The sequence below is a fragment of the Sphingomonas sp. YR710 genome, from assembly GCF_900101455.1.
Taxonomy (GTDB): domain Bacteria; phylum Pseudomonadota; class Alphaproteobacteria; order Sphingomonadales; family Sphingomonadaceae; genus Rhizorhabdus.
Genome location: NZ_FMZJ01000002.1, coordinates 24,767 through 44,318, shown reverse-complemented (window position 1 = coordinate 44,318; position 19,552 = coordinate 24,767). Strand labels below are relative to the sequence as shown.

Below are 19,552 nucleotides of genomic sequence, written 5' to 3'. Positions count from 1 at the left end.
ATGGATGGTGGGGAGAGACGGCGATGATGGTCGAGAATGAGGGAGCCCCGGCAGAGCGGCCGCCCTTCTGGCGATCGCTCTACGCGCAAGTGTTGCTGGCGATCGGGCTGGGCATTGTGCTCGGCTATTTCGAACCGGCCTTTGCCGCGCAGCTCAAGCCGCTTGGCGACGCCTTCATCAAGCTGGTGAAAATGGTGATCGCGCCGGTGATCTTCCTCACTGTGGTGACGGGGATCGCCGGGCTGCGGGAACTTGGCGATCTCGGGCGGGTCGCGATCAAGACCTTCGCTTATTTCCTGACATTGTCGACATTGGCGCTGATCATCGGCCTGGTCGTTGCCAATGTCGTGCAACCGGGGGCCGGGATGCACATCGCGCCGGCCGCGCTCGATGTCTCGCACATCACCGAATATGCGGCCAAGGCCCATGATCAGACGATCACGGCCTTCCTGACCAACATCATTCCGTCGACGCTCGTGTCCGCGCTGGCCGAAGGAGAGATCCTGCAGGTGCTGTTCGTGGCGATCCTGTTCGGCATTGCGCTGTCGCTCAGCGGCGATCGGGCGCGGCCGGTGACCGACCTGCTCGAGCGGCTGACGGCGGTGGTCTTCCGGCTGGTCGGCATATTGATGCGGGCGGCGCCGATCGGTGCTTTCGGGGCCATGGCGTTCACGATCGGCAAGTTCGGCGTGGGAACGCTCGCAAATCTCGCGGGATTGATGGCGTGTTTCTATCTGACGTCGCTGGCGTTCGTGCTGATCATCCTGGGGGCGGTCGGCGCGGCCTCGGGCTTCTCGATCCTGCGGCTGATCGCCTATCTCAAGGATGAGTTGCTGCTGGTGCTCGGCACATCATCGTCTGAATCGGCACTTCCGAACCTGATCGCCAAGATGGAGAATGCCGGCTGCGACAAATCTGTCGTCGGGCTGGTCGTACCAACGGGTTACTCATTCAATCTCGACGGCACCAATATCTATATGACGCTGGCGGCGTTGTTTATCGCGCAGGCATGCGACGTATCTCTGTCGATCGGGCAGCAGATCAGCCTGCTGCTTGTCGCCATGATCAGTTCGAAGGGGGCCGCGGGGGTTACCGGCGCCGGGTTCATCACTCTGGCGGCGACCCTGTCGATCGTCCCCAGCGTGCCGGTGGCCGGTATGGCGCTGATCCTGGGTATCGATCGCTTCATGTCCGAGTGCCGGTCTCTCACCAATTTCATTGGCAATGCCGTGGCAACGGTGGTGATTTCGCGCTGGGAAGGCGCGCTCGATCGCGTTCGGCTACGGGCGGCGCTCGGTGGCCGATAGTGCGCAGGCTTCATCGATCCTTCGCTTTCGGCTAGGCTGATCCCATGAGCGTTTTCAAGCTCCGCTCGGAGCCCTTTTTCGAAGACAAGAATCGCGCATTCTGGATTCTCCAGTCGGCGGGCTGGAGCGGTTATTTCGTACTGCGAACGCTGGGCGGCCTCGCTAATGCAATGGGGCTGCTGTTCGTCGTGCCGACCGCGCTGACGACGGCGACCGGCTATTCGCTGACATTGCTGATGGCATCGGCCTATCGGCGGCTGATCCGGCAGCAGCCGATCATCACCTGGGGCGTTTCGATTGTCATCCTGGTGCTGGCGGCGGCCTGCTTTTCATCGATCGAAACCTGGGCGCACGCCACCTTTTACCAGCCGCGCAAGATGCCCGAAGGCATCGAGTTCTTCGGCGCGATCCTCCTCGATTTCTCGCTGCTGGCGGCCTGGTCCGCGCTTTATTATGGCATCAACTTCTTCCTGCTGCTCGAGGAGCAGAGCAGCAGGGTCGAGCGGCTCGAGAGCCAGGCCTCCTCGGCGCAACTCGCGATGCTGCGCTACCAGCTCAATCCGCATTTCCTGTTCAACACGCTCAATTCGATTTCAACGCTGGTGCTGCTGAAGGAAACCCAGCGTGCGAATGCGATGTTGTCGCGGCTGTCCTCCTTTCTTCGTTACACGCTGGCGAATGAGCCGAGCGGCTATGTCTCGCTGGCGCAGGAGGTGGAAACGCTCAAACTTTATCTCGATATCGAGAAGATGCGGTTCGAAGATCGGCTGCGCGCCCATTTCGATATCGATCCGGCGGCCGCATCGGCACGGTTGCCGTCATTGCTGCTGCAGCCGTTGGTGGAAAATGCGATCAAATATGCGGTGACGCCGCTTGAAGAGGGGGCGGATATCTCGGTCGAGGCACGGCTTATCGGGGTCGATGGTGATCGGCGCGTGCTTATCACGGTGACGGATACGGGGCCGGGGTTGAACGATGGTCCTGTGCGTCCCACCTACTCCACTGGCGTCGGTCTGGCGAATATTCGCGACAGGCTGGCGCAGGCCTATGGCGCGGACCAGCGATTTGAGGTCCAAACCGAGCGGGACGAGGGTTTCGGCGTTATGATCGAAATTCCCTTCCAGACCGAACAGCCCAAGGAAGTTGCATGACGATTAGAACCATTCTCGTAGATGACGAGCCGTTGGCCATTCAGGGCCTGCAGCTCAGGCTCGCCGCATATGAGGATGTAGAAATCATCGAAACCTGCCTCAACGGCCGGGAAGCCATCCGCGCGATCAAGACCGACAAGCCCGATCTCGTCTTTCTCGACATCCAGATGCCGGGTTTCGACGGATTTTCGGTGATCCAGGGCCTCATGGAGGTCGAGCCGCCCTTATTCGTGTTTGTGACCGCCTATCAGGATCATGCGATTCGCGCATTTGAGGCGCAGGCGATGGACTATCTGATGAAGCCTGTCGATGAGCAGCGACTTGCGGATACATTGGATCGCGTCCGCCAGAGGCTTGCGGAAAAGCGCGGTCACGAAGAAGCCGGGCGGCTGAAGGAAGTGCTGGCCGAGGTTGCACCTGAAGCGGCCGAAACTCTCGCCGCGAACACCGATAGCGAGGATGCTCCGGCATCGAACCGGTTCGAAAAACTGATCAACATCAAGGATCGCGGTCAGATCTTTCGGGTCGATGTCGACACGATCGAGCGGATTGACGCCGCCGGCGACTATATGTGCATCTATACCGGCGACAATACGCTGATCCTGCGCGAAACGATGAAGGATCTCGAAAAGCGCCTAGATCCACGCCGATTCCAGCGGGTTCATCGCTCAACGATCGTGAACCTCGATCTGGTAAAGCAGGTCAAGCCGCACACCAACGGCGAATGCTTCCTTGTGCTCGATTCCGGCGCGCAGGTGAAGGTTAGCCGGAGCTACCGTGAGGTCGTGGCACGCTTCGTTCATTGACTATCCTGTAGATCGCCACTCGAAGTCACCGGCATTTTCCTATCCTTGTGCTGTCACGCGGGCATCGGCCGTGTTAGCGTGATTGAAAAGATGGGATGAATCCGGAAAGGGCGCGGTACGGGTCGATCGTCATTCAGTGTCATGCGCGGCTCGCTGAGATCGCGAGCCGTGCTGCTTTGCGCCGTGACGGGTTTCGTCATTGCGATCATCACGCTTGCCGTGCTGCTGGCATCCCCTTCGGCGCGTGCGGTTGCGGTTTCCTTCCAGCCCCTTCTGGTTGCGGCGATCGTGGCGGTCCTCTTCATCGTCCAATTGATCGTGCTGCCGATCATCGTCGACAGGCGCGTTCGCATGCGGTCTTCGCGCTTTCGCGAGCGCGATGTTATGGTCGATGCGGTCGGCCTCGGCGCCGTGATGGTGATCGATTCGCACGATGTGATCCGGCATTGGTCGCGCGGCTGCCAGGAATTGTACGGATGGCCGCCGGAACTGGCGGTCGGCAGATGCCGTCGGGAATTGCTGCGAACGCGTCTTACCGATGTTCCGGTGGACGCGGATAGCGATACTTCGCCGCGCAACCTCGTCTCGCAATGTGAATATTCCGAACGGCATCGCGACGGCCGGCCGCTGATAACCTACAATCAGATCAGCCAGTTCGGGCGTTCGCAGGACCGCCCTTCGACGGTGGTCACCGTTATTGACGTGACCGCGCGAAGAGCCGCCGAATCGGTTCTGCGCGCGAATGAAGGGAGGTTGCGGGTGGCGGCCGATGGCCAGGGACTGACGATCTTCCAGTGGGATCATGTCGCCAGATGCGTCGATTGGGATCTCAATCTCCAGGCCCTCGTCGGACGGGCCTCGCACTGGACCGAAGCAGAGGTTGGTGCCTGGATGGAGCTCATGCTGGGCGAGGATGAGCGGAATGCGTTGAGATCCGAATTCGAAACGGCATTTGCCAATGGCGGCCAGTTGGTTCAGCGCACGGTTGCCGTCGGGCAGTCGCCGCACGACGTGCGCCTGATCCATTTCTCTGCGCAGATCGGCTATGCTGACGGCCAGCCCGTCAACGCGATCGTGGCGTGCAAGGATGTGACCGAACATTATCGGCATGAGGAAGCGATCCGGATCAGCGAGGCACGGCTGGCGACGGCGGTCGCGGCGCAAGGCATCTTCATCTACGAATATGATCTGATGGCCGATGAGCCGATCTGGACGACGCGGGGCGAAAATTTCCTCGGTCTGCACGCGGACAATAACGCTGCGGACATATCCGGCACGTCGTGGAACATGGTGCCGGAAATTGCCGAGCAGGTGAAGGTCGCGTTGCGCGATGCGATCGTCCGTGAAGACGACAAGGTTCATTTCTCGTTCGATTTCCGCCGGCTCGATGGCGTTCAGCGCCGGGCCGATAGCTGGGCCCGGATCATCTATGGTGCGGATGGCCGCCCGCTGCGCGCGATCGGCACGCATCTCGATATTACCGAGCGTTACGAACGCGAGGCCGCTCTGCGGGCCAGTGAGGCCGAAATGCGTGCGATTTTGGCGACTGTGCCCGACGCTATGGTGGTGTGCGACGAATTCGGTATCATCCGGGAATTCAGCAGTACGGCCGCAAGCTTGTTCGGCTATAGTGAGGCCGATATGGTCGGCCGCAACGTGCGGGTGCTGATCGGCGCCGGCGGGTCGGATCGTCGGCCGGATCGTCGCGATTTACAGCAGATGTTTCGCAACGTCCGCGAAGCCAAGTGGCCTATTCCGGTCGTCGCGAGCGCGGCCGATGGTGGGTCGATCCCGATATCGTTCGTCATCGGTGATGCCATCGTCGAAGGGCAGCGCAGATACGTCATCTTTGGCCGCGACATGCGCCCGCACATCGAGAGCGAAGAGAAGTTTCGCAAACTCCAGACCGAACTCGCCCAGGTGTCGAGGCTGGGCATGATGGGTGAGATGGCGGCGGCGCTGGCGCATGAACTTAGCCAGCCACTGGCCGCGATCGTGAATTTCATCGGCGCCGCCGAACTGATGATCGAAGGCGGGCGCGAAACCGATCGGGTATTGCATGCCACGCGAAGCGCGCGCGAACAGGCTTCGCGCGCCGGTGAGATCATCCGGCGTTTAAGGGCGTTCATCGCGCGCGGCGAGACGGACATGCGCGCCGAGCCGATCGCCCACCTGATTCGTGAGGCCGCTGCGCTTGCGCTGTTCAATGTGTCGTCGCTGGGTGTACGGGTAAGCTACGTATTCGAAAACGAGGATCGTATGGTTCTCGGAGATCGCATCCAGATCCAGCAGGTGCTCGTCAACTTGATCCGAAATGGCGTGGATGCGATGACGTCCAGTGGCTCGGCACGTAAGGAGATGATAATCTCGACCTCGATCGCGGAGGGCAATCTAATGGTCGAGGTAAAAGATAGCGGACCGGGCATCTCATCGGAGATCCTGGATCGGTTGTTTAAGCCTTTTGCAACGACCAAGGATGAGGGGCTGGGATTTGGCTTGTCGATAAGCCGCCGCATCATAGAAGCGCATGGCGGATATCTTGCCGCCGATACGAAGGTGGGTGAGGGCGCGGTATTTCGTTTCACATTGCCGATCTCGGAACAGGGGGCGCAACGAGAATGTTAAGGCCTCACATCTATGTCGTCGATGACGACGATGCTTTGCGCCAGTCGGTCGAGCTTTTGCTGGAAGCCGCCGGTGATTTTCGGGTTAGCGCGTTCGCATCCGGGGACGCGTTTCTGGAAGCCGCCGCCGAGCTCGAATCGGGCTGCGTACTGCTGGATATCAACATGCCCGGTGCCAACGGTCTTGACGTTCTGCGCAAATTGACCAGTGTGACCGAGCGCTTCGAAACCTTGTTGCTCACGGGCCAGGGCGATATCAGTCTGGCCGTCGAGGCGATGAAGGCCGGAGCCGGGGACTTTATCGAAAAGCCTTATGACGATCGCGCGTTGCTCGATGCGATCGGCGCTGCGTTCGACCGGCTCGAAGATCGCGTGAGGCAGGCGGGTGCCGTGCAGGAAGCCCGCGAACTGATCGAGCGGCTGACGCCGCGCGAGCGCGATGTGCTGCTGGGCTTGATCGACGGCAAGGCTAATAAGATTATCGCCTATGAACTGGATATCAGCCCCCGCACCGTCGAGATCTATCGCGCCAATCTGATGGACAAGCTGGAAGTGCGCAGCGTTGCGGAGAGCGTGCGTATCGCCTTTGCGGCGGGACTGGTGCCGGTCTATCGGGTTTGACCGTTTGCCGCCTTGAGTCTAACCATCTTCTGCGCTGCAATATGGCGGATATCGGGGAAAGAAACGCGTGGCGATTGCAATGGACAAGCCCTTTTCGGTTCTGGTGACGGGCGGCGCGGGCTATATCGGCAGTCATGCCGTGCTGGCCCTGCTCGACGCGGGGTGGCGCGTTGCCGTGATCGATAATCTCGTGACCGGCTTTCGTTGGGCGGTGCCGGCGGCTGCGCGCTTTTATGAAGGCGATATCTGCGACGAGGCGCTGGTCGCATCGATTATCGCGGACGAAGGTATCGGCGCGATCATGCATTTTGCCGGTTCGGTGGTCGTTCCCGAATCGGTGACCAACCCGCTCAAATATTATCATAACAACACGGCCAAGACGCGATCGCTGCTCGCTTCGGCGGTGCAGGGCGGCGTGAAGCACGTCATCTTTTCGTCGACCGCGGCGACCTATGGCATCCCGGACGAGACGCCCGTGCGCGAAGATATGCCGACCGTCCCGATCAACCCTTACGGCATGTCGAAGCTGATGACCGAGGCAATGCTCAAGGACGTCGCCTTCGCGCATCCGCTCAATTATTGCGCGCTACGCTATTTCAACGTCGCAGGTGCGGATCCCCAGGGGCGTTCGGGCCAGTCGACTGCCGGGGCCACCCATCTCATCAAGGTGGCCGGAGAGGCCGCGCTCGGCAAGCGCCCGGAAGTCGCCGTGTTCGGCACCGATTATGCGACGCCGGATGGCACCGGCGTGCGCGATTATATCCATGTTTCGGATCTTGCCGATGCCCATCTCCACGCGCTCGATACGCTGATCGCGGACCCTGCGACCAGCCACGTGATGAATTGCGGTTATGGCCGGGGCTTTTCGGTGCTCGAAGTTCTAGACTCGGTCGATCGCGTCTCGGGACAGACGATCGTGCGTCGGATGGAGCCGCGCCGGCCAGGCGATCCCGATGCCCTGATCGCCGACAATCGCCGCATCCTGGCGACAACGCCGTGGCGCCCGAAATATGAGGATCTGGACCTGATCGTGGCGCACGCGCTGGCGTGGGAGCGCCACCTGAGCGAGAAAGCCTGACGCGCGATCAGAACTCCGCGTCCAGTTCTTCCATCTCTTCGGGTTCGGCGATGGCGGCTGCGATCCATTCCTGCATCAGCGGCCAGTTCATGATCGTGGTGCAATAGGCCCGGCAATCCGCCTTGAGCGGGATCGCATAGGTGACGAAGCGCGTCGCGACAGGCGCGAACATCGCATCGGCGACGGTTGGCCGCGATCCGAACAGCCAAGGGCCGCCATAAGCGCTCAGGCATTCGTGCCAGATCGCCTGCACCCGATCGATGTCGGGCTTGGCGCCGGCGAACAGCCGAAAGCTGTCATTGCGCGCCTTGAGGTTCATCGGCAGGGCGGAGCGCAGATTCTGGAAGCCCGAATGGATCTCCCCCGAGATCGATCGGCAATGGGCGCGCTGCAGCTTGTCCTGTGGATAGAGCATCGCTTCCGGGAACGTCTCGTTCAGATATTCGGCGATGGCGAGCGTGTCCCAGATGCTGGCGCCCTCATGCGTCAGCCGCGGCACCAGCACCGAGGGCGAGAGCAACAGCAGTTCGGCGCGTTGGCCGGGATCGTCGATCCCCACACGTTCTTCGACGACGTCGAGTCCAGCCAACTTGCACAGCAGCCAGCCGCGCAATGACCAGGAGGAATAATTCTTGCTGGAAATCGTCAATATGGGCTTCGACATGCTTCGCCTCCCCTGCGTCGGATGATGCATTGCATCATTCTTGGCAAACCGCAAAATTTATGGCGCAGTGCAATATAAAATGCACTAAATGATCTTGAGAGACGGAGCATCGTTGCGGCAGCCGTCCTCTCTGGGGAAATGGGCTGCTTGATGCTTTATAAGATGTACCAGGGGTTTAACGACATGCTGGAGCCGCTGCGCTGGTTCGCGGCGGCGGGTCTCAAGCTCCGCGACAGTCTGGGCGACTATGCCGAAGACCCCTTGATGCGCAGCGTTTTCGCGGCGCTGGATATGACGGCCAATACCAAAGTCACCCATGTTCGGACCGACTTCGCCATCAAAAGCGTGATTTCGGGAAACATGGAAGTCGATGTCCACGAAGAGGTGATTCGGTCGACGCCCTTCGCGGACCTGTTGCGCTTTGCCAAGCCCGAAGGTGGGGCGATCCAACCGAAGATCCTGGTGGTCGCACCGTTGTCCGGCCATTTCGCGACGCTGCTCCGCAACACCGTTGCGACGCTGCTGCGCGATCATGACGTCTATATCACCGACTGGAAGAATGCGCGTGACGTGCCGCTGTCGGCCGGCGTGTTCGGTTTCGACGACTATGTCGACCATGTCATCGCTTTCCTTGAGGAACTCGGGCCGCCGGTGCATCTGTTGGCGGTGTGTCAGCCTTGCGTTCAGGCGCTGGCAGCGACTGCGTTGATGTCCGAGGACGGCAATCCTGCCACGCCGCGAAGTCTGACGCTGATGGGGGGGCCTGTCGACGTCGACGCCAATCCGACCGGGGTGAACGAACTGGCCAATTCGCACGATTTTGAATGGTTCGAATCGAACCTGATTTCCACCGTGCCCTGGCGTTACCCGGGGGCGGGCCGGCGCGTTTATCCGGGGTTCCTGCAGCTGACGGCGTTTGTATCGATGAATATGTCGCGGCACAGTCAACAGCATCGCGCGCTCTATCAGCATCTCGCCGATGGTGAGCTTGAACAGGCCGCCACGATCCGCGAATTTTACGAGGAATATTTCGCGGTGCTCGACATGACCGCGGATTTCTATCTCGAGACGATCGATCGGGTATTCCAGCGTGCGCTGCTGGCAAAGGGCAAGCTCGACTATCGCGGGCGCCGTGTCGATTGTTCGAAAATCCGGCGGACGGCGCTGCTGACGATCGAGGGCGAGCGCGACGATATCTGTGCGGTCGGGCAAACCTCGGCCGCGCATGATCTCTGCAGCAGCCTGCGCCCGCATATGAAGCGCCATTATCTTCAGGCCGGTGTCGGCCATTATGGCGTATTTTCGGGAAGCCGGTGGGAGAATCAGGTGTATCCGCAGGTGCGCAATTTCGTGCTGGGCGCGAGCTGAGCGGTCCTGCCGCCGTCGGGGGCCGTTGGCACGATCGATCATGCCGACGGCCCCAAGAAGCGAATATTCGTCCTTTCCCCGGCAATCCGGGGAGCAGTTCAGAAATTACCCGAAAATCTCGGCAAAGAAGTCGGTCATAGCCTTCCACGAGCGGCTGTCGGCCGCTGCGCTGTACATCATGCCCGGCATGTTGGCGCCAGGGGCGGTAAAGGCGTGCCCGGTATGGCCGTAAGCGTGGATCTGCCAGTCGACGCCGGCCGTGGTCAGTTCTCTTGCCAGCCCCACCATTGCTTCGGGCGGGCAGAGCGGATCGTCCCAGCCATGGCAGACGAGCACCCTGGCTTTCATCGGCGCGTTGGGAAAGGGCGGGGCATCGTAAATGCCGTGGAAGCTGACGACACCGCCAACCTCGACGCCCGAGCGGGCGAGATCGAGGACGCATTTTCCGCCGAAGCAAAAGCCGATGGCGCCGGTCTTCGACGAATCGACCTCACCTTGTGCCTTGAGCAGCGTCAGCGCCGCGCCAATTCGGGCCTGCAGCACGCTGCGGTCGGCGGTGGTTTCGTTCATCAGCGCCATCGCGGAATCGGCGTCGGTCGCGCGTCGACCCTTGCCATACATGTCGATCGCGAAGCCGACATAGCCCATCGCGGCGAAGCGCTTCGCGCGTTCGACGTCGAAATCGCCCTGCCCCATGAAGTTGGGTGCGATCAGGATGCCGGGCCGTGCGCCGCTGATGGCGGTGTCGAGCGCGATCACGCCTTCAAAGGTGCCCCCGGGGGCATCATATTCGATCACGCGGGTTTCAATGGCCATGTTCATGCTCCCATGCTGCTTTTGTCGCTCTTTGCACGGCGCTTTTCGTGCTCGCAAGTTGCGCTGTGGCGACAGGACGATATGAGGGCGCAACTTTCCCGACGGAGACTTTGATGCCGACGCTCGTTCTGATCCGCCACGGTCAATCTGCATGGAATCTGGAAAATCGCTTCACCGGCTGGTGGGATGTCAACCTGACGGAGAAGGGCATTGCCGAGGCGATCGCCGCCGGCGAGCTGATGAAGGCCAAGGGCCTCGATTTCGATCAGTGCTATACGAGCTTCCAGACGCGCGCGATCAAGACGCTCAATCTCGCGCTCGAAGCGATGGGCCGGCTGTGGTTGCCGGTGGAAAAGGACTGGCGCCTCAACGAGCGCCATTATGGCGGGCTGACCGGCCTCGACAAGGCGCAGACGGCCGCGATTCATGGCGATGCGCAGGTCAAGATCTGGCGTCGCAGCTTCGATATCCCGCCGCCGGTGCTGGAGGCCGGCAGCGAGTTCGATCTCGGCAAGGATCGCCGTTATGCGGGTATTCCGATTCCGAACACCGAGAGCCTGAAGGACACGATCGCGCGGGTGCTGCCTTATTGGGAGACCAGGATCGCGCCGGACCTCAAGGCCGGCAAAAGGGTGGTGATCTCGGCGCATGGCAATTCGTTGCGCGCGCTCGTCAAGCATCTCTCGAACATTCCCGATGACGAGATCACCGAACTGGAAATTCCGACCGGCCAGCCGATCGTCTATGAACTGGCCGACGATCTGAGCGCTAAGGATCGTTATTATCTGTCCGAACGCTGATCGGACGCTATGATCGGCTTTTGAGGATAGGGGAATACGACAGACATGGCCAAAGCGCCGCTGATCGGAATCATCATGGGGAGTCGTTCCGATTGGGAAACGATGCGTCATGCTGCGGAAACGCTCGAAGCGCTTGGAGTGCCGCATGAGACGCGCGTGGTCTCCGCGCATCGCACACCCCAACGGCTCTATGATTATGCGACGGGCGCGGTCGGGCGCGGGCTGCAGGCGATCATCGCCGGCGCCGGCGGTGCCGCGCACCTGCCCGGCATGACGGCCGCGATGACGCGGTTGCCGGTGCTCGGCGTGCCGGTCGAAAGCAAGTCGCTCAAGGGCATGGATAGCCTGTTGTCGATCGTCCAGATGCCCGGCGGCATCCCGGTCGGCACGCTTGCGATCGGCAAGCCCGGCGCGATCAACGCGGCACTGCTGGCGGCGGCGATGCTGGCCAATAACGATCCCGCGCTCGCTGCACGGCTCGATGCCTGGCGCGCGCAGCAGACCGCCGATGTCGCAGTCGAACCCTTTGACTGATCGAGGTCCGGTGCCGCCGCTGCCGCCAGGAAGCACGATCGGCATTATTGGCGGGGGGCAGCTCGGCCGGATGCTGGCAATGGCGGCGGCCAATCTCGGCTATCGCTGCGCGGTCTATGCGCCGGAGCCGAGCGGCCCGGCGGCAGATGTCTGCTCGCGCTGGGTGCAGGGCGCTTATGCCGATGCCGTGGCGCTGTCCGTTTTTGCCGAGACGGTCGACGTGCTCACCTATGAGTTCGAAAATGTGCCGGTCGAGCCGCTGGTGACCTTGAGCGTGCCGGTGCTGCCCAACTGCCGGGCGCTGGCGATCGCGCAGGACCGTGCCCTCGAAAAGCAGTTCGTCGAGGATCTCGGCGGTCGTCCGGCGCCATGGCGTGCGGTATCGGACCGTGCCGAGCTGGATGCGGCGCTGGCCGAGATCGGCGCACCGGCGATCCTCAAGACGCGCCGCTTCGGCTATGACGGCAAGGGACAGGCGCGGCTGAAAACGGTTGCCGATGCCGATGCGGCGTGGGCCGCGATCGGCGGGAGCCCGGCGGTGCTTGAGGGGTTCGTGGGCTTCGAGCACGAATTCTCCCTGTTGGTCGTGCGCGGCCCGGATGGCAGCCACCGGTTGTGGGATACGGTGCTCAACGTCCACGATCATGGCATTCTGGCCCTGTCGACGGCGCCGGCCGAAGGCGTCTGCGAAGACGCGCGGCGCGAAGCGGGCGATCTGGCGCTGAGGATCGTCGATGCGCTCGATTATGTCGGCGTGCTGGCGATCGAGTTTTTCGACAGCGCGGATGGCCCGGTATTCAACGAAATGGCGCCGCGCGTCCACAATAGCGGTCATTGGACGATCGAGGGCGCGGTGATCTCGCAGTTCGAAAACCATATCCGCGCGATTGCCGGCCTGCCGCTCGGCAGCACCGCACTGGCGGCGCCGCGCGTCGAGATGCGAAACCTGATCGGCGAACAGGCCGATGACTGGGCGATGATCCTCTCGGATCCGAATGCGCACCTCCACCTTTACGGAAAAGGGCAGGCGCGGCCGGGCCGCAAGATGGGCCATGTGACGCGGCTGTTCTTCGATTGATCCGCGCGCTAACCTTCGGCGAGCATCTCGGCCAATTTGCAGACGGTGCGCCAGTTGCGCATCGTGACGGTCGATCCCGCCGCCTTGTCGAGCGCCGCCGGCGATAGCTTCGAATCGGCGACCCCGTTCACGAAGTCGATCCAGATCGCATCGCCGATAACGATGATCTGCTCGCCATGTTTTGCGCGTTCGCGCAGCTTTTCGGCGATATCGTCGGCGGGCCTTTGCTTCGAAATGCCGAGGTGAAGCAGATTCGGGCGATCCTTCTCGGCGTCCGGAAAGGGCGATCCGGATGCATAAGCGCTCCACTGGCGTGCTGTCCGGGCAATGGCTTCGATCGCCATATCGAAATCCGCCTTCGCCAGCGCCTCGATCTTCGTTTCGGCGTCGGCGGCGCTGGCCGCCGAAAATAGCAGGTTGCCGCTCTGGATGTAGGTCTGGAAGTCGGCGATTCCGGCCGATATCGCCGCCTTGCGCAACTCCGCCATCGCCAGCTTGCGTTTGCCGCCGACATTGATTCCGCGCAGCAGGACGATCGTCTTTTCCACCAGAACTCTCCAATCGTCTCGAACAGTAGCGAGCGGATGTTGCGTTTCGGCGCGACGGCACCGGGGCATGTGGGAGATTGACGCAAAGCCCGTCCCCGGCGCAATAGCCGCCATGGCTCACAAGATTTTGAAGCGTCGCGGCGTTCTGTTCGTGCTTTCGTCTCCCTCCGGTGCGGGGAAGTCCACCATCGCCAGGCGATTATTGGCCAGCGACGACCAGATCCGCATGTCGGTGTCCGCGACCACCCGGCCGATTCGCCCCGGCGAGGTCGATGGCAAGGACTATCACTTCGTCGATCTCGAGCGTTTCCGCGCCATGGTGGCGGCGGGCGATTTCCTCGAATGGGCGCATGTGTTCGGCCACCGTTATGGTTCGCCGCGCGGTCCCGTCGAGAAGATGCTCAATTCCGGCCTCGACGTGCTGTTCGACATCGACTGGCAGGGCGCCCAGCAACTCTATCAGAATTGGGGCGGCGATGTCGTGCGCGTCTTCATCCTGCCGCCATCGCTTGAGGAACTGGATCGCCGGTTGCGCGCGCGGGGAACCGATAGCCACGAAGTGATACAGGGCCGGATGGATCGGGCCGCGGCCGAGATCAGTCACTGGGATGGCTATGATTATGTGCTCGTCAACGACGATGTCGATGCCTGTTTCGAAGAGGTTCGCCAGATCCTCGATGCCGAGCGTTTGAAGCGCAGTCGGCAGACCGGGTTGATCGGTTTCGTCCGCAAGTTGATGCCGCAGGGCTGATCGATTGCGGCTGTTCGTTTCCGGCTTACGGGTCTAGCCTCGTCTCGCGGGGTTGCGAGAAACGGGAGAGCCGGGATGGCGAAGACTCTGTTGGGCGGACTGCTGGGCGGTTTCGCGATGTATTTCGTGGGCTTCGTCTTCTGGGGTACGCCGCTGAGCGCGCTGGCGTTCAAGTCGATCGACGATAGCCAGGCGGCGGCGGTGCAGGCGGCGTTGGCGCAAAACCTCACATTGTCGGGCACCGGTACCTACCTGATCCCGTCGCCTGGGACGGGTCAGGGAACCGTCTTGTTCGGCAAGGGGCCGATCGCGACCGTGCATTTCAACACCGCCGGCTTCCCGGTGATGGATTCGGCATCGCTGCTGGTGGGGCTCGGCATGGCGCTGCTCACCGGGCTGGCGGTCGCGGTGGCGATGGGCGTGATTGCCGGCAGGGTGACGGACTTCGCGAGCCGGGCAAAGGTGGCGATCCTTTTCGCGCTGGCGGCGACCTTCTATCTCGATCTCGGCCAGCCCGTGTTCAACCATTATGGCTGGGGCTATTTCATCTATCTGTTCCTGGGGGATTTCATCGGTCTCGCGGTGGCCGGTCTGGTGGTTTGCCGCTGGTTCCTGCCCAAAGGGCCGGCGCAGTAATTTCAGACCAGCAGTGCGATGAACCGCGCTGCGGCCTCGAAATCGCGGCGGCGGGCGTCGCGGGCGTCGGTGGCCATCCAGTCCTCGCCCCATAATTCGGCCTGCCACAATTCGTCGAGATGGGCGGCATCGAAGCCTTCGCGCGCGTCGATCGCCCCCTCGGCGAGCGCAAGCGCGATCACCAGCGATCCGCTAATCGTGACCAGCGGCTGCAGCGCGACGAGGCGGAAGGCATCATAAGCCGCGACTGCGGCGTGCAATCGTTCGAGTGTCCGGGGCGGCTGGGGGCGATGGACGATTCCGGTGGCCAGCACGAAAGTGACGTCGTAGCGCGCCTGCGCCCAGGCGAGCAGCTTGTCCCATTGCTCGGCCTGCCGTTCGACCAGCGGGTCGGGACCGTCGGCGCGATAGCAGAGCAGATCGGTTTCGCCGAAAGCGGCGGTGCTGTTCACGAAGGTGTCACGGTCGATGGCGACCTTGTCGATCGCCGCATTGGCGAGCCCGGTCAGCGGCATCGACCAGGGATCGATCTTTTCGCTCTGCGCTTCCCATTCGGTGGCGATCGCCTGCGCGAGCGCGAGCGTCGGCACCGCCAGCGGCGCGCGTGCCGGTGTTTTCACGCCGCGACCGTCAAGCCGGATCGCATGGCCGCCCTCGACCGATTCGATCGCCACGTCCGTGTAGAAACGCTTCACTGTGTGAGCCCGATAGCGGATGAAAGGATAGCAGGGAGCTGATCGGGACGATCGGCGACGAAATGCGCGCCTTCCGCGAGCAGCTCGTCGGCCTCATGATAGCCCCAGGCGACCCCGATTGCGGTGCAGCGGGCGGCCCGCGCCATGCCGACATCGAAGCTCGTGTCACCGATCATCACCGTCGTTGCGGGGCTGGCGCCGGCATCGCCCATGGCCTCATGAATCATTGAGGGGTGCGGCTTGGAGGGGTGGCGATCGGCGGTCTGCAAGGTGACGAAGGCGCCGCGCAACCCATGGTATTCGAGGCAGTGGATCAAGCCGCGATCCGATTTTCCGGTGGCGACGCCGAGCAGCCAGCCATCGGCCTCGAGTGCGGCGAGGCACTCTGCAATGCCGGCGAACAAAGGCTCGTCGACAAGGCCATGGCCCCGCAGCTTTTGAAAAGCGAGCTTATAGTCGGCGCCGAGCTGTGCATGGAGCGAGGGCGCCGCGTCGGGCAGCAACGCCTGCATCGCCTCGACCAGGCTGAGGCCGACCACCCGGCGGATCGCGCGATCATCGGGCAGAGCGAGGCCGTGCAGCGCGAACGCCTCGGTCATCGCGCGGCAGATGTTGGCCTGGCTGTCGACCAGAGTGCCGTCGCAATCGAAGATGGCGAGGCGGTTCATGGCCGCGTCTCGACGAGCGTAGCGAGATCGAGCCGGCCGGCGGCGCGCAATGCGGCGACAACGCCTGCGCGATCTTCGGCCGTGCGATTTTGGCTGAGCTTGCGCGTGCCGCGCCACGCGGGCGCGTCGATCGCGAAGCCGCATATCGCTGGCAGCATTGCCGCAAACCGGCCTTCGGCCATCTTGGTGCGGGTCCAGGGCTTTTTGGGGGTGAGGCGGGCTTCATGCTCGGCGCTGAGATCGTCGAGCAGGGCGATTAATTCCGCTTCGCCGAGCGCGCGGGCACTGCCTTCGATCTCCACCGCGATATAATCCCAGGTCGGCACACTATCTGTATCGGCATACCAGTCGGGACTGACATAGAAATCGCTGTCGGTGATGCTTGCGAGGACGTTCGCTCCACGGAGATGCGGCGTAATGCGATTGCCGCGCGATAGATGGAAGCGGATCGAGCCGTCCTCATCAACCCGTAACGGCGCATGTCCCACCATTATCGCGCCGTCAGCTGTGGAGGTGAAGACATGGGCGAACGCCACCCGTCGAGCAAATGCCCGCATCGCCGGAAGGTCGTCCCAGTCAAAGGCTTTCGCTGGGTGCGTCACGCGCGGCTGCGTCCTCGCCGTTCGCCCTTGCGGGCGCGGCGGGCGTCCTTCGCCTTGTTGGCGATCAGGCGGCGCTTGCCTTCGGGCGTGTCGATCGCCTTGACCTCATCGACCGGCAGCAGATCGCCCAATTTCTCGTCGAAGCCGAGATTTTTCAAACTTTCCGCAAAATGCGGGGGCAATTCGGCGACGATGTCGATGACGCCGCCATCGGGATGGTCGACCTTCAGGCGGCGGGCATGGAGATGCATCTTGCGGCTGATATCGCCGGTCAGGAAGCATTCGATGCCGCCATATTTGCCGTCGCCGACGATCGGATGGCCGATCGCCGCCATGTGGACGCGCAACTGGTGGGTACGGCCGGTATAAGGTTGCAGCTCGACCCAGCAAGCGCGGTTGCCCGCCACCTCGATCACCCGGTAGCGCGTGCGCGCCGGGCTGCCCTCCTTCGTGTCGACGTGCATCTTCTCGCCACCACTTCCGGGCTGTTTGCCGATCGGCAACTCGATCATGCCGTCTTCGATCGAGGGAACGCCGGCGACGAGCGCCCAGTACACCTTGCGCGCGGTGCGGCTGCTGAAGGCCTTGGCGAAATGGGCAGCGGCACGCGACGTCCGCGCGAGGAGCAACACGCCCGACGTATCCTTGTCGAGCCGGTGGACGAGCTTGGGACGGTTTTCCGAATCAAATTGCAGCCCGTCGAGCAGCCCGTCGACATGTTTGTCGGTCTTGGTCCCGCCCTGCGTCGCGAGGCCGGGCGGCTTGTTGATCACGAACGCCTGCTTGTCCTGATGAATGATCAGGCTGCGGATGAAATCGGTCTCGTCATCGGACAGAGGCGCACGATCGCGCTTCACCTTCGGCGCCTGTACCGGGACCGGAACCGATTCGGCGGGTGGCACGCGCAGGATCTGGCCGGCTTCGATCCGGTCGCCGGGCGTGGCGCGGCGGCCATCGATCCGCAGCTGGCCGGTGCGCGCCCAGCGCGAGACGATGTTGAAGCTGGTATCAGGAAGATGCCGTTTGAACCAGCGGTCGAGCCTTATGCCGTCATCGTCGAACCCGACGGTGAACTGGCGAATCTCGCCCAGAGGCGGCGTGGAAGGTGTGTCGGTCATGCGAATATCCGTGAAAGAGACAGCCCGAGGATCAGCAACAGCACCGATCCGACGACCGACGACACGGCATAAGCGGCGGCCATCACATGCTGGCCGCGCGAAATCATGTTGAACGTCTCAAGACTGAAGGAGGAAAATGTGGTGAAGCCGCCGAGTATGCCGACGCCGAGCAGCAGGCGCAGCTGCTCGCCGCTTATGTCCAGACGCGCGAGTACGCCGGCGAGCAACCCCATCAGAAAGCCGCCGAGCAGGTTGATCGCCCATGTGCCATAGGGAAAGCCGGGGCCGAGGTGACGCAGCGCGACCGAGCTGATCTGATATCGGAAGCCTGCGCCGATGGCGCCGCCGATCATGACGAGGAACAAGGGGGGCATGCGCGCCCTTTAGCCGCTGTAGCGAAAATGCGCCAGTGCAGGCGCTATTGCGAATCGATCACGGTAATCCGGCCCGACGAGCCCTCTCCCGCCGGCGCCAGTGCGATTGTCAGCCGGTCGCCATCGGGTTTGGTGGCGGTGAGGGTCGATTTTGCGTTGTCGTTGTTCACCGAAATATCGGTGAAGTCGTGCTGCCTGGCGGCATCGGCATAATATTGGGCGATCTGGGCTGGAGCGCCGGGGCTGGTAAAGGCCATGACTACGCCTCCGCCTTCACCTTCCTTGCCATTCACGTTGACACTGGTGACCCTGGTGCCGGGATAGAGCTTCATCCCGTCGATATCCATATGGTCGCTGCCTAGCTCGAGGCCGGGAATATTCACCTTCGCCTGGAATCCGGGCACCGACACCGATACGCCCTGCGCGCCGCCACTGGCAGATACGGCCACATTGCCTTCGCCGTCGACGGACACCGAACTGATATTGTCGTCGGCGCTGTCCTTGCCGACCTTCACCTGACATGCGGCGAGCAGGAGTGGCAGTGTCGCTACAAGATATTTCGCCCGCATCGCAGCCTCCGCCGGTTACGTTTCGATCATCATATGACGTGAGCTGGGAGAGGCAAGCAAAAGGGCGATTGTGCAAGGACCCCGCCGTTTCCGGCAGGGCCCTTGTTTACGCAGCGCGACAGTTACTAAGGATAGAACAAGTGAAACGTCGCGGCGTTGCGTGAACCGAAAACAACAAGCCGTTCATCTTTGATAGGGGTTCACCATGTCCGAAGAGGCCCGCAGGATCGTCGATTTGCTGGGCTTGGCCCCCCATCCGGAAGGCGGCTGGTATCGCGAGACATGGCGGGCGCCGGGCGAGGGGCGGGGCAGGGCGACCGCGATCTACTTCCTGCTGGAGGCCGGGCAACGCTCGCACTGGCACCGGGTCGATGCCGAGGAGCTATGGCTGTTTCATGCCGGCCATCCGTTGACGCTCAGCCTTGCCGCCGACGCGGCCGGGCCGGTCGAACCGATCCGCGTCGGGCCGGATCCGCTCGCCGGGCATCGTCCGCAGGCGATCGTGCCGACCGGCTGGTGGCAGGCGGCCGAGGCCGGGTCCGGCTGGTGTCTCGTGTCATGCGTCGTCTCGCCGGGTTTCCGCTTCGACGGGTTCGAGCTGGCCCCGCCTGATTGGCGGCCCGGCATATGATTTCCGCGCGGTTGGCCTTGCATTTCGCCTGCGCGGTCGTCACATTTCGGGACACGGAGCAGGCGGGGCTTCGGGGTGCCTTGCTCGCTGATACAGGGGGATCAGGCCGTTTC

At 62.4% G+C, this 19,552-nt stretch carries 22 protein-coding genes; 13 read left to right on the top strand and 9 right to left on the bottom strand.

Annotation, left to right across the window (positions count from 1 at the left end):
• Positions 1-26 precede the first annotated feature (26 nt).
• The 6 genes from BLS13_RS02615 (at position 27) to galE (ending at position 7,587) form a co-directional block, all read left to right on the top strand.
• The gene (locus BLS13_RS02615) at positions 27-1,307 is read left to right on the top strand and encodes a dicarboxylate/amino acid:cation symporter (RefSeq protein WP_371128181.1); all 1,281 of its coding nucleotides are present in this window, start codon (positions 27-29) and stop codon (positions 1,305-1,307) included.
• Between the two features lie 44 nt (positions 1,308-1,351).
• On the top strand, positions 1,352-2,458 hold the full coding sequence (locus BLS13_RS02610) for a sensor histidine kinase (protein ID WP_093449596.1): 1,107 nt from the start codon (positions 1,352-1,354) through the stop codon (positions 2,456-2,458).
• The gene (locus BLS13_RS02605) at positions 2,455-3,264 is read left to right on the top strand and encodes a LytR/AlgR family response regulator transcription factor (RefSeq protein WP_037525139.1); all 810 of its coding nucleotides are present in this window, start codon (positions 2,455-2,457) and stop codon (positions 3,262-3,264) included. The genes BLS13_RS02610 and BLS13_RS02605 overlap by 4 nt, the downstream gene beginning before the upstream one ends.
• Positions 3,265-3,432: 168 nt before the next feature.
• Positions 3,433-5,889: a PAS domain-containing sensor histidine kinase gene (locus tag BLS13_RS02600; protein WP_256325674.1), complete on the top strand. Its 2,457-nt coding sequence runs from the start codon at positions 3,433-3,435 to the stop codon at positions 5,887-5,889.
• Positions 5,883-6,509: a response regulator transcription factor gene (locus BLS13_RS02595; RefSeq protein WP_093449594.1), complete on the top strand. Its 627-nt coding sequence runs from the start codon at positions 5,883-5,885 to the stop codon at positions 6,507-6,509. The genes BLS13_RS02600 and BLS13_RS02595 overlap by 7 nt, the downstream gene beginning before the upstream one ends.
• 79 nt (positions 6,510-6,588) lie before the next feature.
• Positions 6,589-7,587 carry a UDP-glucose 4-epimerase GalE gene (gene galE, locus BLS13_RS02590; protein WP_093449593.1) on the top strand — a complete coding sequence of 333 codons (999 nt, stop codon included), beginning with the start codon at positions 6,589-6,591 and terminating at the stop codon, positions 7,585-7,587.
• Between the two features lie 7 nt (positions 7,588-7,594).
• Here the strand turns inward: galE and BLS13_RS02585 are convergent, their stop codons facing one another.
• The gene (locus tag BLS13_RS02585) at positions 7,595-8,251 is read right to left on the bottom strand and encodes a glutathione S-transferase (RefSeq protein ID WP_093449591.1); all 657 of its coding nucleotides are present in this window, start codon (positions 8,249-8,251) and stop codon (positions 7,595-7,597) included.
• A 150-nt stretch (positions 8,252-8,401) separates the two neighbouring features.
• Here BLS13_RS02585 and BLS13_RS02580 point away from each other — a divergent pair, with 150 nt between their 5' ends.
• Positions 8,402-9,619: a polyhydroxyalkanoate depolymerase gene (locus BLS13_RS02580; RefSeq protein ID WP_093450114.1), complete on the top strand. Its 1,218-nt coding sequence runs from the start codon at positions 8,402-8,404 to the stop codon at positions 9,617-9,619.
• 105 nt (positions 9,620-9,724) lie between these two features.
• Here BLS13_RS02580 and BLS13_RS02575 read toward each other — a convergent pair whose 3' ends face one another.
• Positions 9,725-10,435 (bottom strand): dienelactone hydrolase family protein, encoded by a 711-nt coding sequence (locus BLS13_RS02575; RefSeq protein ID WP_093449590.1) that lies wholly within the window; start codon positions 10,433-10,435, stop codon positions 9,725-9,727.
• Positions 10,436-10,548: 113 nt separating this feature from the next.
• On the opposite strand from BLS13_RS02575, the gene gpmA reads away from it, so the two are divergent.
• From gpmA to BLS13_RS02560, 3 genes are read left to right on the top strand one after another with little or no spacing between them, the layout of a single operon-like run.
• Positions 10,549-11,235, top strand: coding sequence for a 2,3-diphosphoglycerate-dependent phosphoglycerate mutase (gene gpmA, locus BLS13_RS02570; RefSeq protein WP_093449588.1), 687 nt, complete (start codon positions 10,549-10,551; stop codon positions 11,233-11,235).
• A 45-nt stretch (positions 11,236-11,280) separates the two neighbouring features.
• Complete coding sequence (purE, locus tag BLS13_RS02565; protein WP_093449587.1) at positions 11,281-11,769, top strand: 5-(carboxyamino)imidazole ribonucleotide mutase; 489 nt, start codon at positions 11,281-11,283, stop codon at positions 11,767-11,769.
• A gap of 10 nt (positions 11,770-11,779) precedes the next feature.
• Positions 11,780-12,847, top strand: a complete 1,068-nt coding sequence (locus BLS13_RS02560; protein WP_093449585.1) for a 5-(carboxyamino)imidazole ribonucleotide synthase — start codon at positions 11,780-11,782, stop codon at positions 12,845-12,847.
• An 8-nt stretch (positions 12,848-12,855) separates the two neighbouring features.
• Here the strand turns inward: BLS13_RS02560 and BLS13_RS02555 are convergent, their stop codons facing one another.
• Positions 12,856-13,395, bottom strand: a complete 540-nt coding sequence (locus BLS13_RS02555; RefSeq protein WP_176943401.1) for a DUF1697 domain-containing protein — start codon at positions 13,393-13,395, stop codon at positions 12,856-12,858.
• Positions 13,396-13,507: 112 nt separating this feature from the next.
• On the opposite strand from BLS13_RS02555, the gene gmk reads away from it, so the two are divergent.
• On the top strand, positions 13,508-14,146 hold the full coding sequence (gmk, locus tag BLS13_RS02550; RefSeq protein ID WP_093449582.1) for a guanylate kinase: 639 nt from the start codon (positions 13,508-13,510) through the stop codon (positions 14,144-14,146).
• Between the two features lie 75 nt (positions 14,147-14,221).
• Positions 14,222-14,782 carry a hypothetical protein gene (locus BLS13_RS02545; protein WP_093449581.1) on the top strand — a complete coding sequence of 187 codons (561 nt, stop codon included), beginning with the start codon at positions 14,222-14,224 and terminating at the stop codon, positions 14,780-14,782.
• Between the two features lie 2 nt (positions 14,783-14,784).
• Here the strand turns inward: BLS13_RS02545 and BLS13_RS02540 are convergent, their stop codons facing one another.
• From BLS13_RS02540 to BLS13_RS02515, 6 genes are read right to left on the bottom strand one after another with little or no spacing between them, the layout of a single operon-like run.
• Complete coding sequence (locus BLS13_RS02540) at positions 14,785-15,477, bottom strand: ATP12 family chaperone protein (protein ID WP_093449579.1); 693 nt, start codon at positions 15,475-15,477, stop codon at positions 14,785-14,787.
• Positions 15,474-16,145, bottom strand: coding sequence for an HAD-IA family hydrolase (locus tag BLS13_RS02535; RefSeq protein ID WP_093449578.1), 672 nt, complete (start codon positions 16,143-16,145; stop codon positions 15,474-15,476). Before BLS13_RS02535 ends, BLS13_RS02540 begins: the two co-directional genes overlap by 4 nt.
• On the bottom strand, positions 16,142-16,747 hold the full coding sequence (locus BLS13_RS02530) for an FMN-binding negative transcriptional regulator (protein WP_256325673.1): 606 nt from the start codon (positions 16,745-16,747) through the stop codon (positions 16,142-16,144). Before BLS13_RS02530 ends, BLS13_RS02535 begins: the two co-directional genes overlap by 4 nt.
• Positions 16,744-17,865: an RluA family pseudouridine synthase gene (locus BLS13_RS02525; RefSeq protein WP_093449575.1), complete on the bottom strand. Its 1,122-nt coding sequence runs from the start codon at positions 17,863-17,865 to the stop codon at positions 16,744-16,746. The genes BLS13_RS02530 and BLS13_RS02525 overlap by 4 nt, the downstream gene beginning before the upstream one ends.
• Positions 17,862-18,239, bottom strand: coding sequence for a fluoride efflux transporter CrcB (crcB, locus tag BLS13_RS02520; protein ID WP_093449573.1), 378 nt, complete (start codon positions 18,237-18,239; stop codon positions 17,862-17,864). Before crcB ends, BLS13_RS02525 begins: the two co-directional genes overlap by 4 nt.
• A gap of 44 nt (positions 18,240-18,283) precedes the next feature.
• Positions 18,284-18,808, bottom strand: a complete 525-nt coding sequence (locus BLS13_RS02515; RefSeq protein ID WP_093449572.1) for a hypothetical protein — start codon at positions 18,806-18,808, stop codon at positions 18,284-18,286.
• Positions 18,809-19,013: 205 nt separating this feature from the next.
• On the opposite strand from BLS13_RS02515, the gene BLS13_RS02510 reads away from it, so the two are divergent.
• Positions 19,014-19,439 carry a cupin domain-containing protein gene (locus BLS13_RS02510; RefSeq protein WP_093449571.1) on the top strand — a complete coding sequence of 142 codons (426 nt, stop codon included), beginning with the start codon at positions 19,014-19,016 and terminating at the stop codon, positions 19,437-19,439.
• The last annotated feature ends 113 nt before the right edge of the window (positions 19,440-19,552 follow it).

Coding starts and splice junctions, on each gene's coding strand:
- BLS13_RS02525 (WP_093449575.1), bottom strand. CDS start 17,865: ATGACCGACACACCTTCCACGCCGCCTCTGGGCGAGATTCGCCAGTTC.
- BLS13_RS02515 (WP_093449572.1), bottom strand. CDS start 18,808: ATGCGGGCGAAATATCTTGTAGCGACACTGCCACTCCTGCTCGCCGCA.
- galE (WP_093449593.1), top strand. CDS start 6,589: ATGGACAAGCCCTTTTCGGTTCTGGTGACGGGCGGCGCGGGCTATATC.
- purE (WP_093449587.1), top strand. CDS start 11,281: ATGGCCAAAGCGCCGCTGATCGGAATCATCATGGGGAGTCGTTCCGAT.
- BLS13_RS02605 (WP_037525139.1), top strand. CDS start 2,455: ATGACGATTAGAACCATTCTCGTAGATGACGAGCCGTTGGCCATTCAG.
- BLS13_RS02610 (WP_093449596.1), top strand. CDS start 1,352: ATGAGCGTTTTCAAGCTCCGCTCGGAGCCCTTTTTCGAAGACAAGAAT.
- gmk (WP_093449582.1), top strand. CDS start 13,508: ATGGCTCACAAGATTTTGAAGCGTCGCGGCGTTCTGTTCGTGCTTTCG.
- BLS13_RS02595 (WP_093449594.1), top strand. CDS start 5,883: ATGTTAAGGCCTCACATCTATGTCGTCGATGACGACGATGCTTTGCGC.
- gpmA (WP_093449588.1), top strand. CDS start 10,549: ATGCCGACGCTCGTTCTGATCCGCCACGGTCAATCTGCATGGAATCTG.
- BLS13_RS02510 (WP_093449571.1), top strand. CDS start 19,014: ATGTCCGAAGAGGCCCGCAGGATCGTCGATTTGCTGGGCTTGGCCCCC.
- BLS13_RS02575 (WP_093449590.1), bottom strand. CDS start 10,435: ATGGCCATTGAAACCCGCGTGATCGAATATGATGCCCCCGGGGGCACC.
- BLS13_RS02580 (WP_093450114.1), top strand. CDS start 8,402: ATGCTTTATAAGATGTACCAGGGGTTTAACGACATGCTGGAGCCGCTG.
- crcB (WP_093449573.1), bottom strand. CDS start 18,239: ATGCCCCCCTTGTTCCTCGTCATGATCGGCGGCGCCATCGGCGCAGGC.
- BLS13_RS02585 (WP_093449591.1), bottom strand. CDS start 8,251: ATGTCGAAGCCCATATTGACGATTTCCAGCAAGAATTATTCCTCCTGG.
- BLS13_RS02535 (WP_093449578.1), bottom strand. CDS start 16,145: ATGAACCGCCTCGCCATCTTCGATTGCGACGGCACTCTGGTCGACAGC.
- BLS13_RS02545 (WP_093449581.1), top strand. CDS start 14,222: ATGGCGAAGACTCTGTTGGGCGGACTGCTGGGCGGTTTCGCGATGTAT.
- BLS13_RS02615 (WP_371128181.1), top strand. CDS start 27: ATGGTCGAGAATGAGGGAGCCCCGGCAGAGCGGCCGCCCTTCTGGCGA.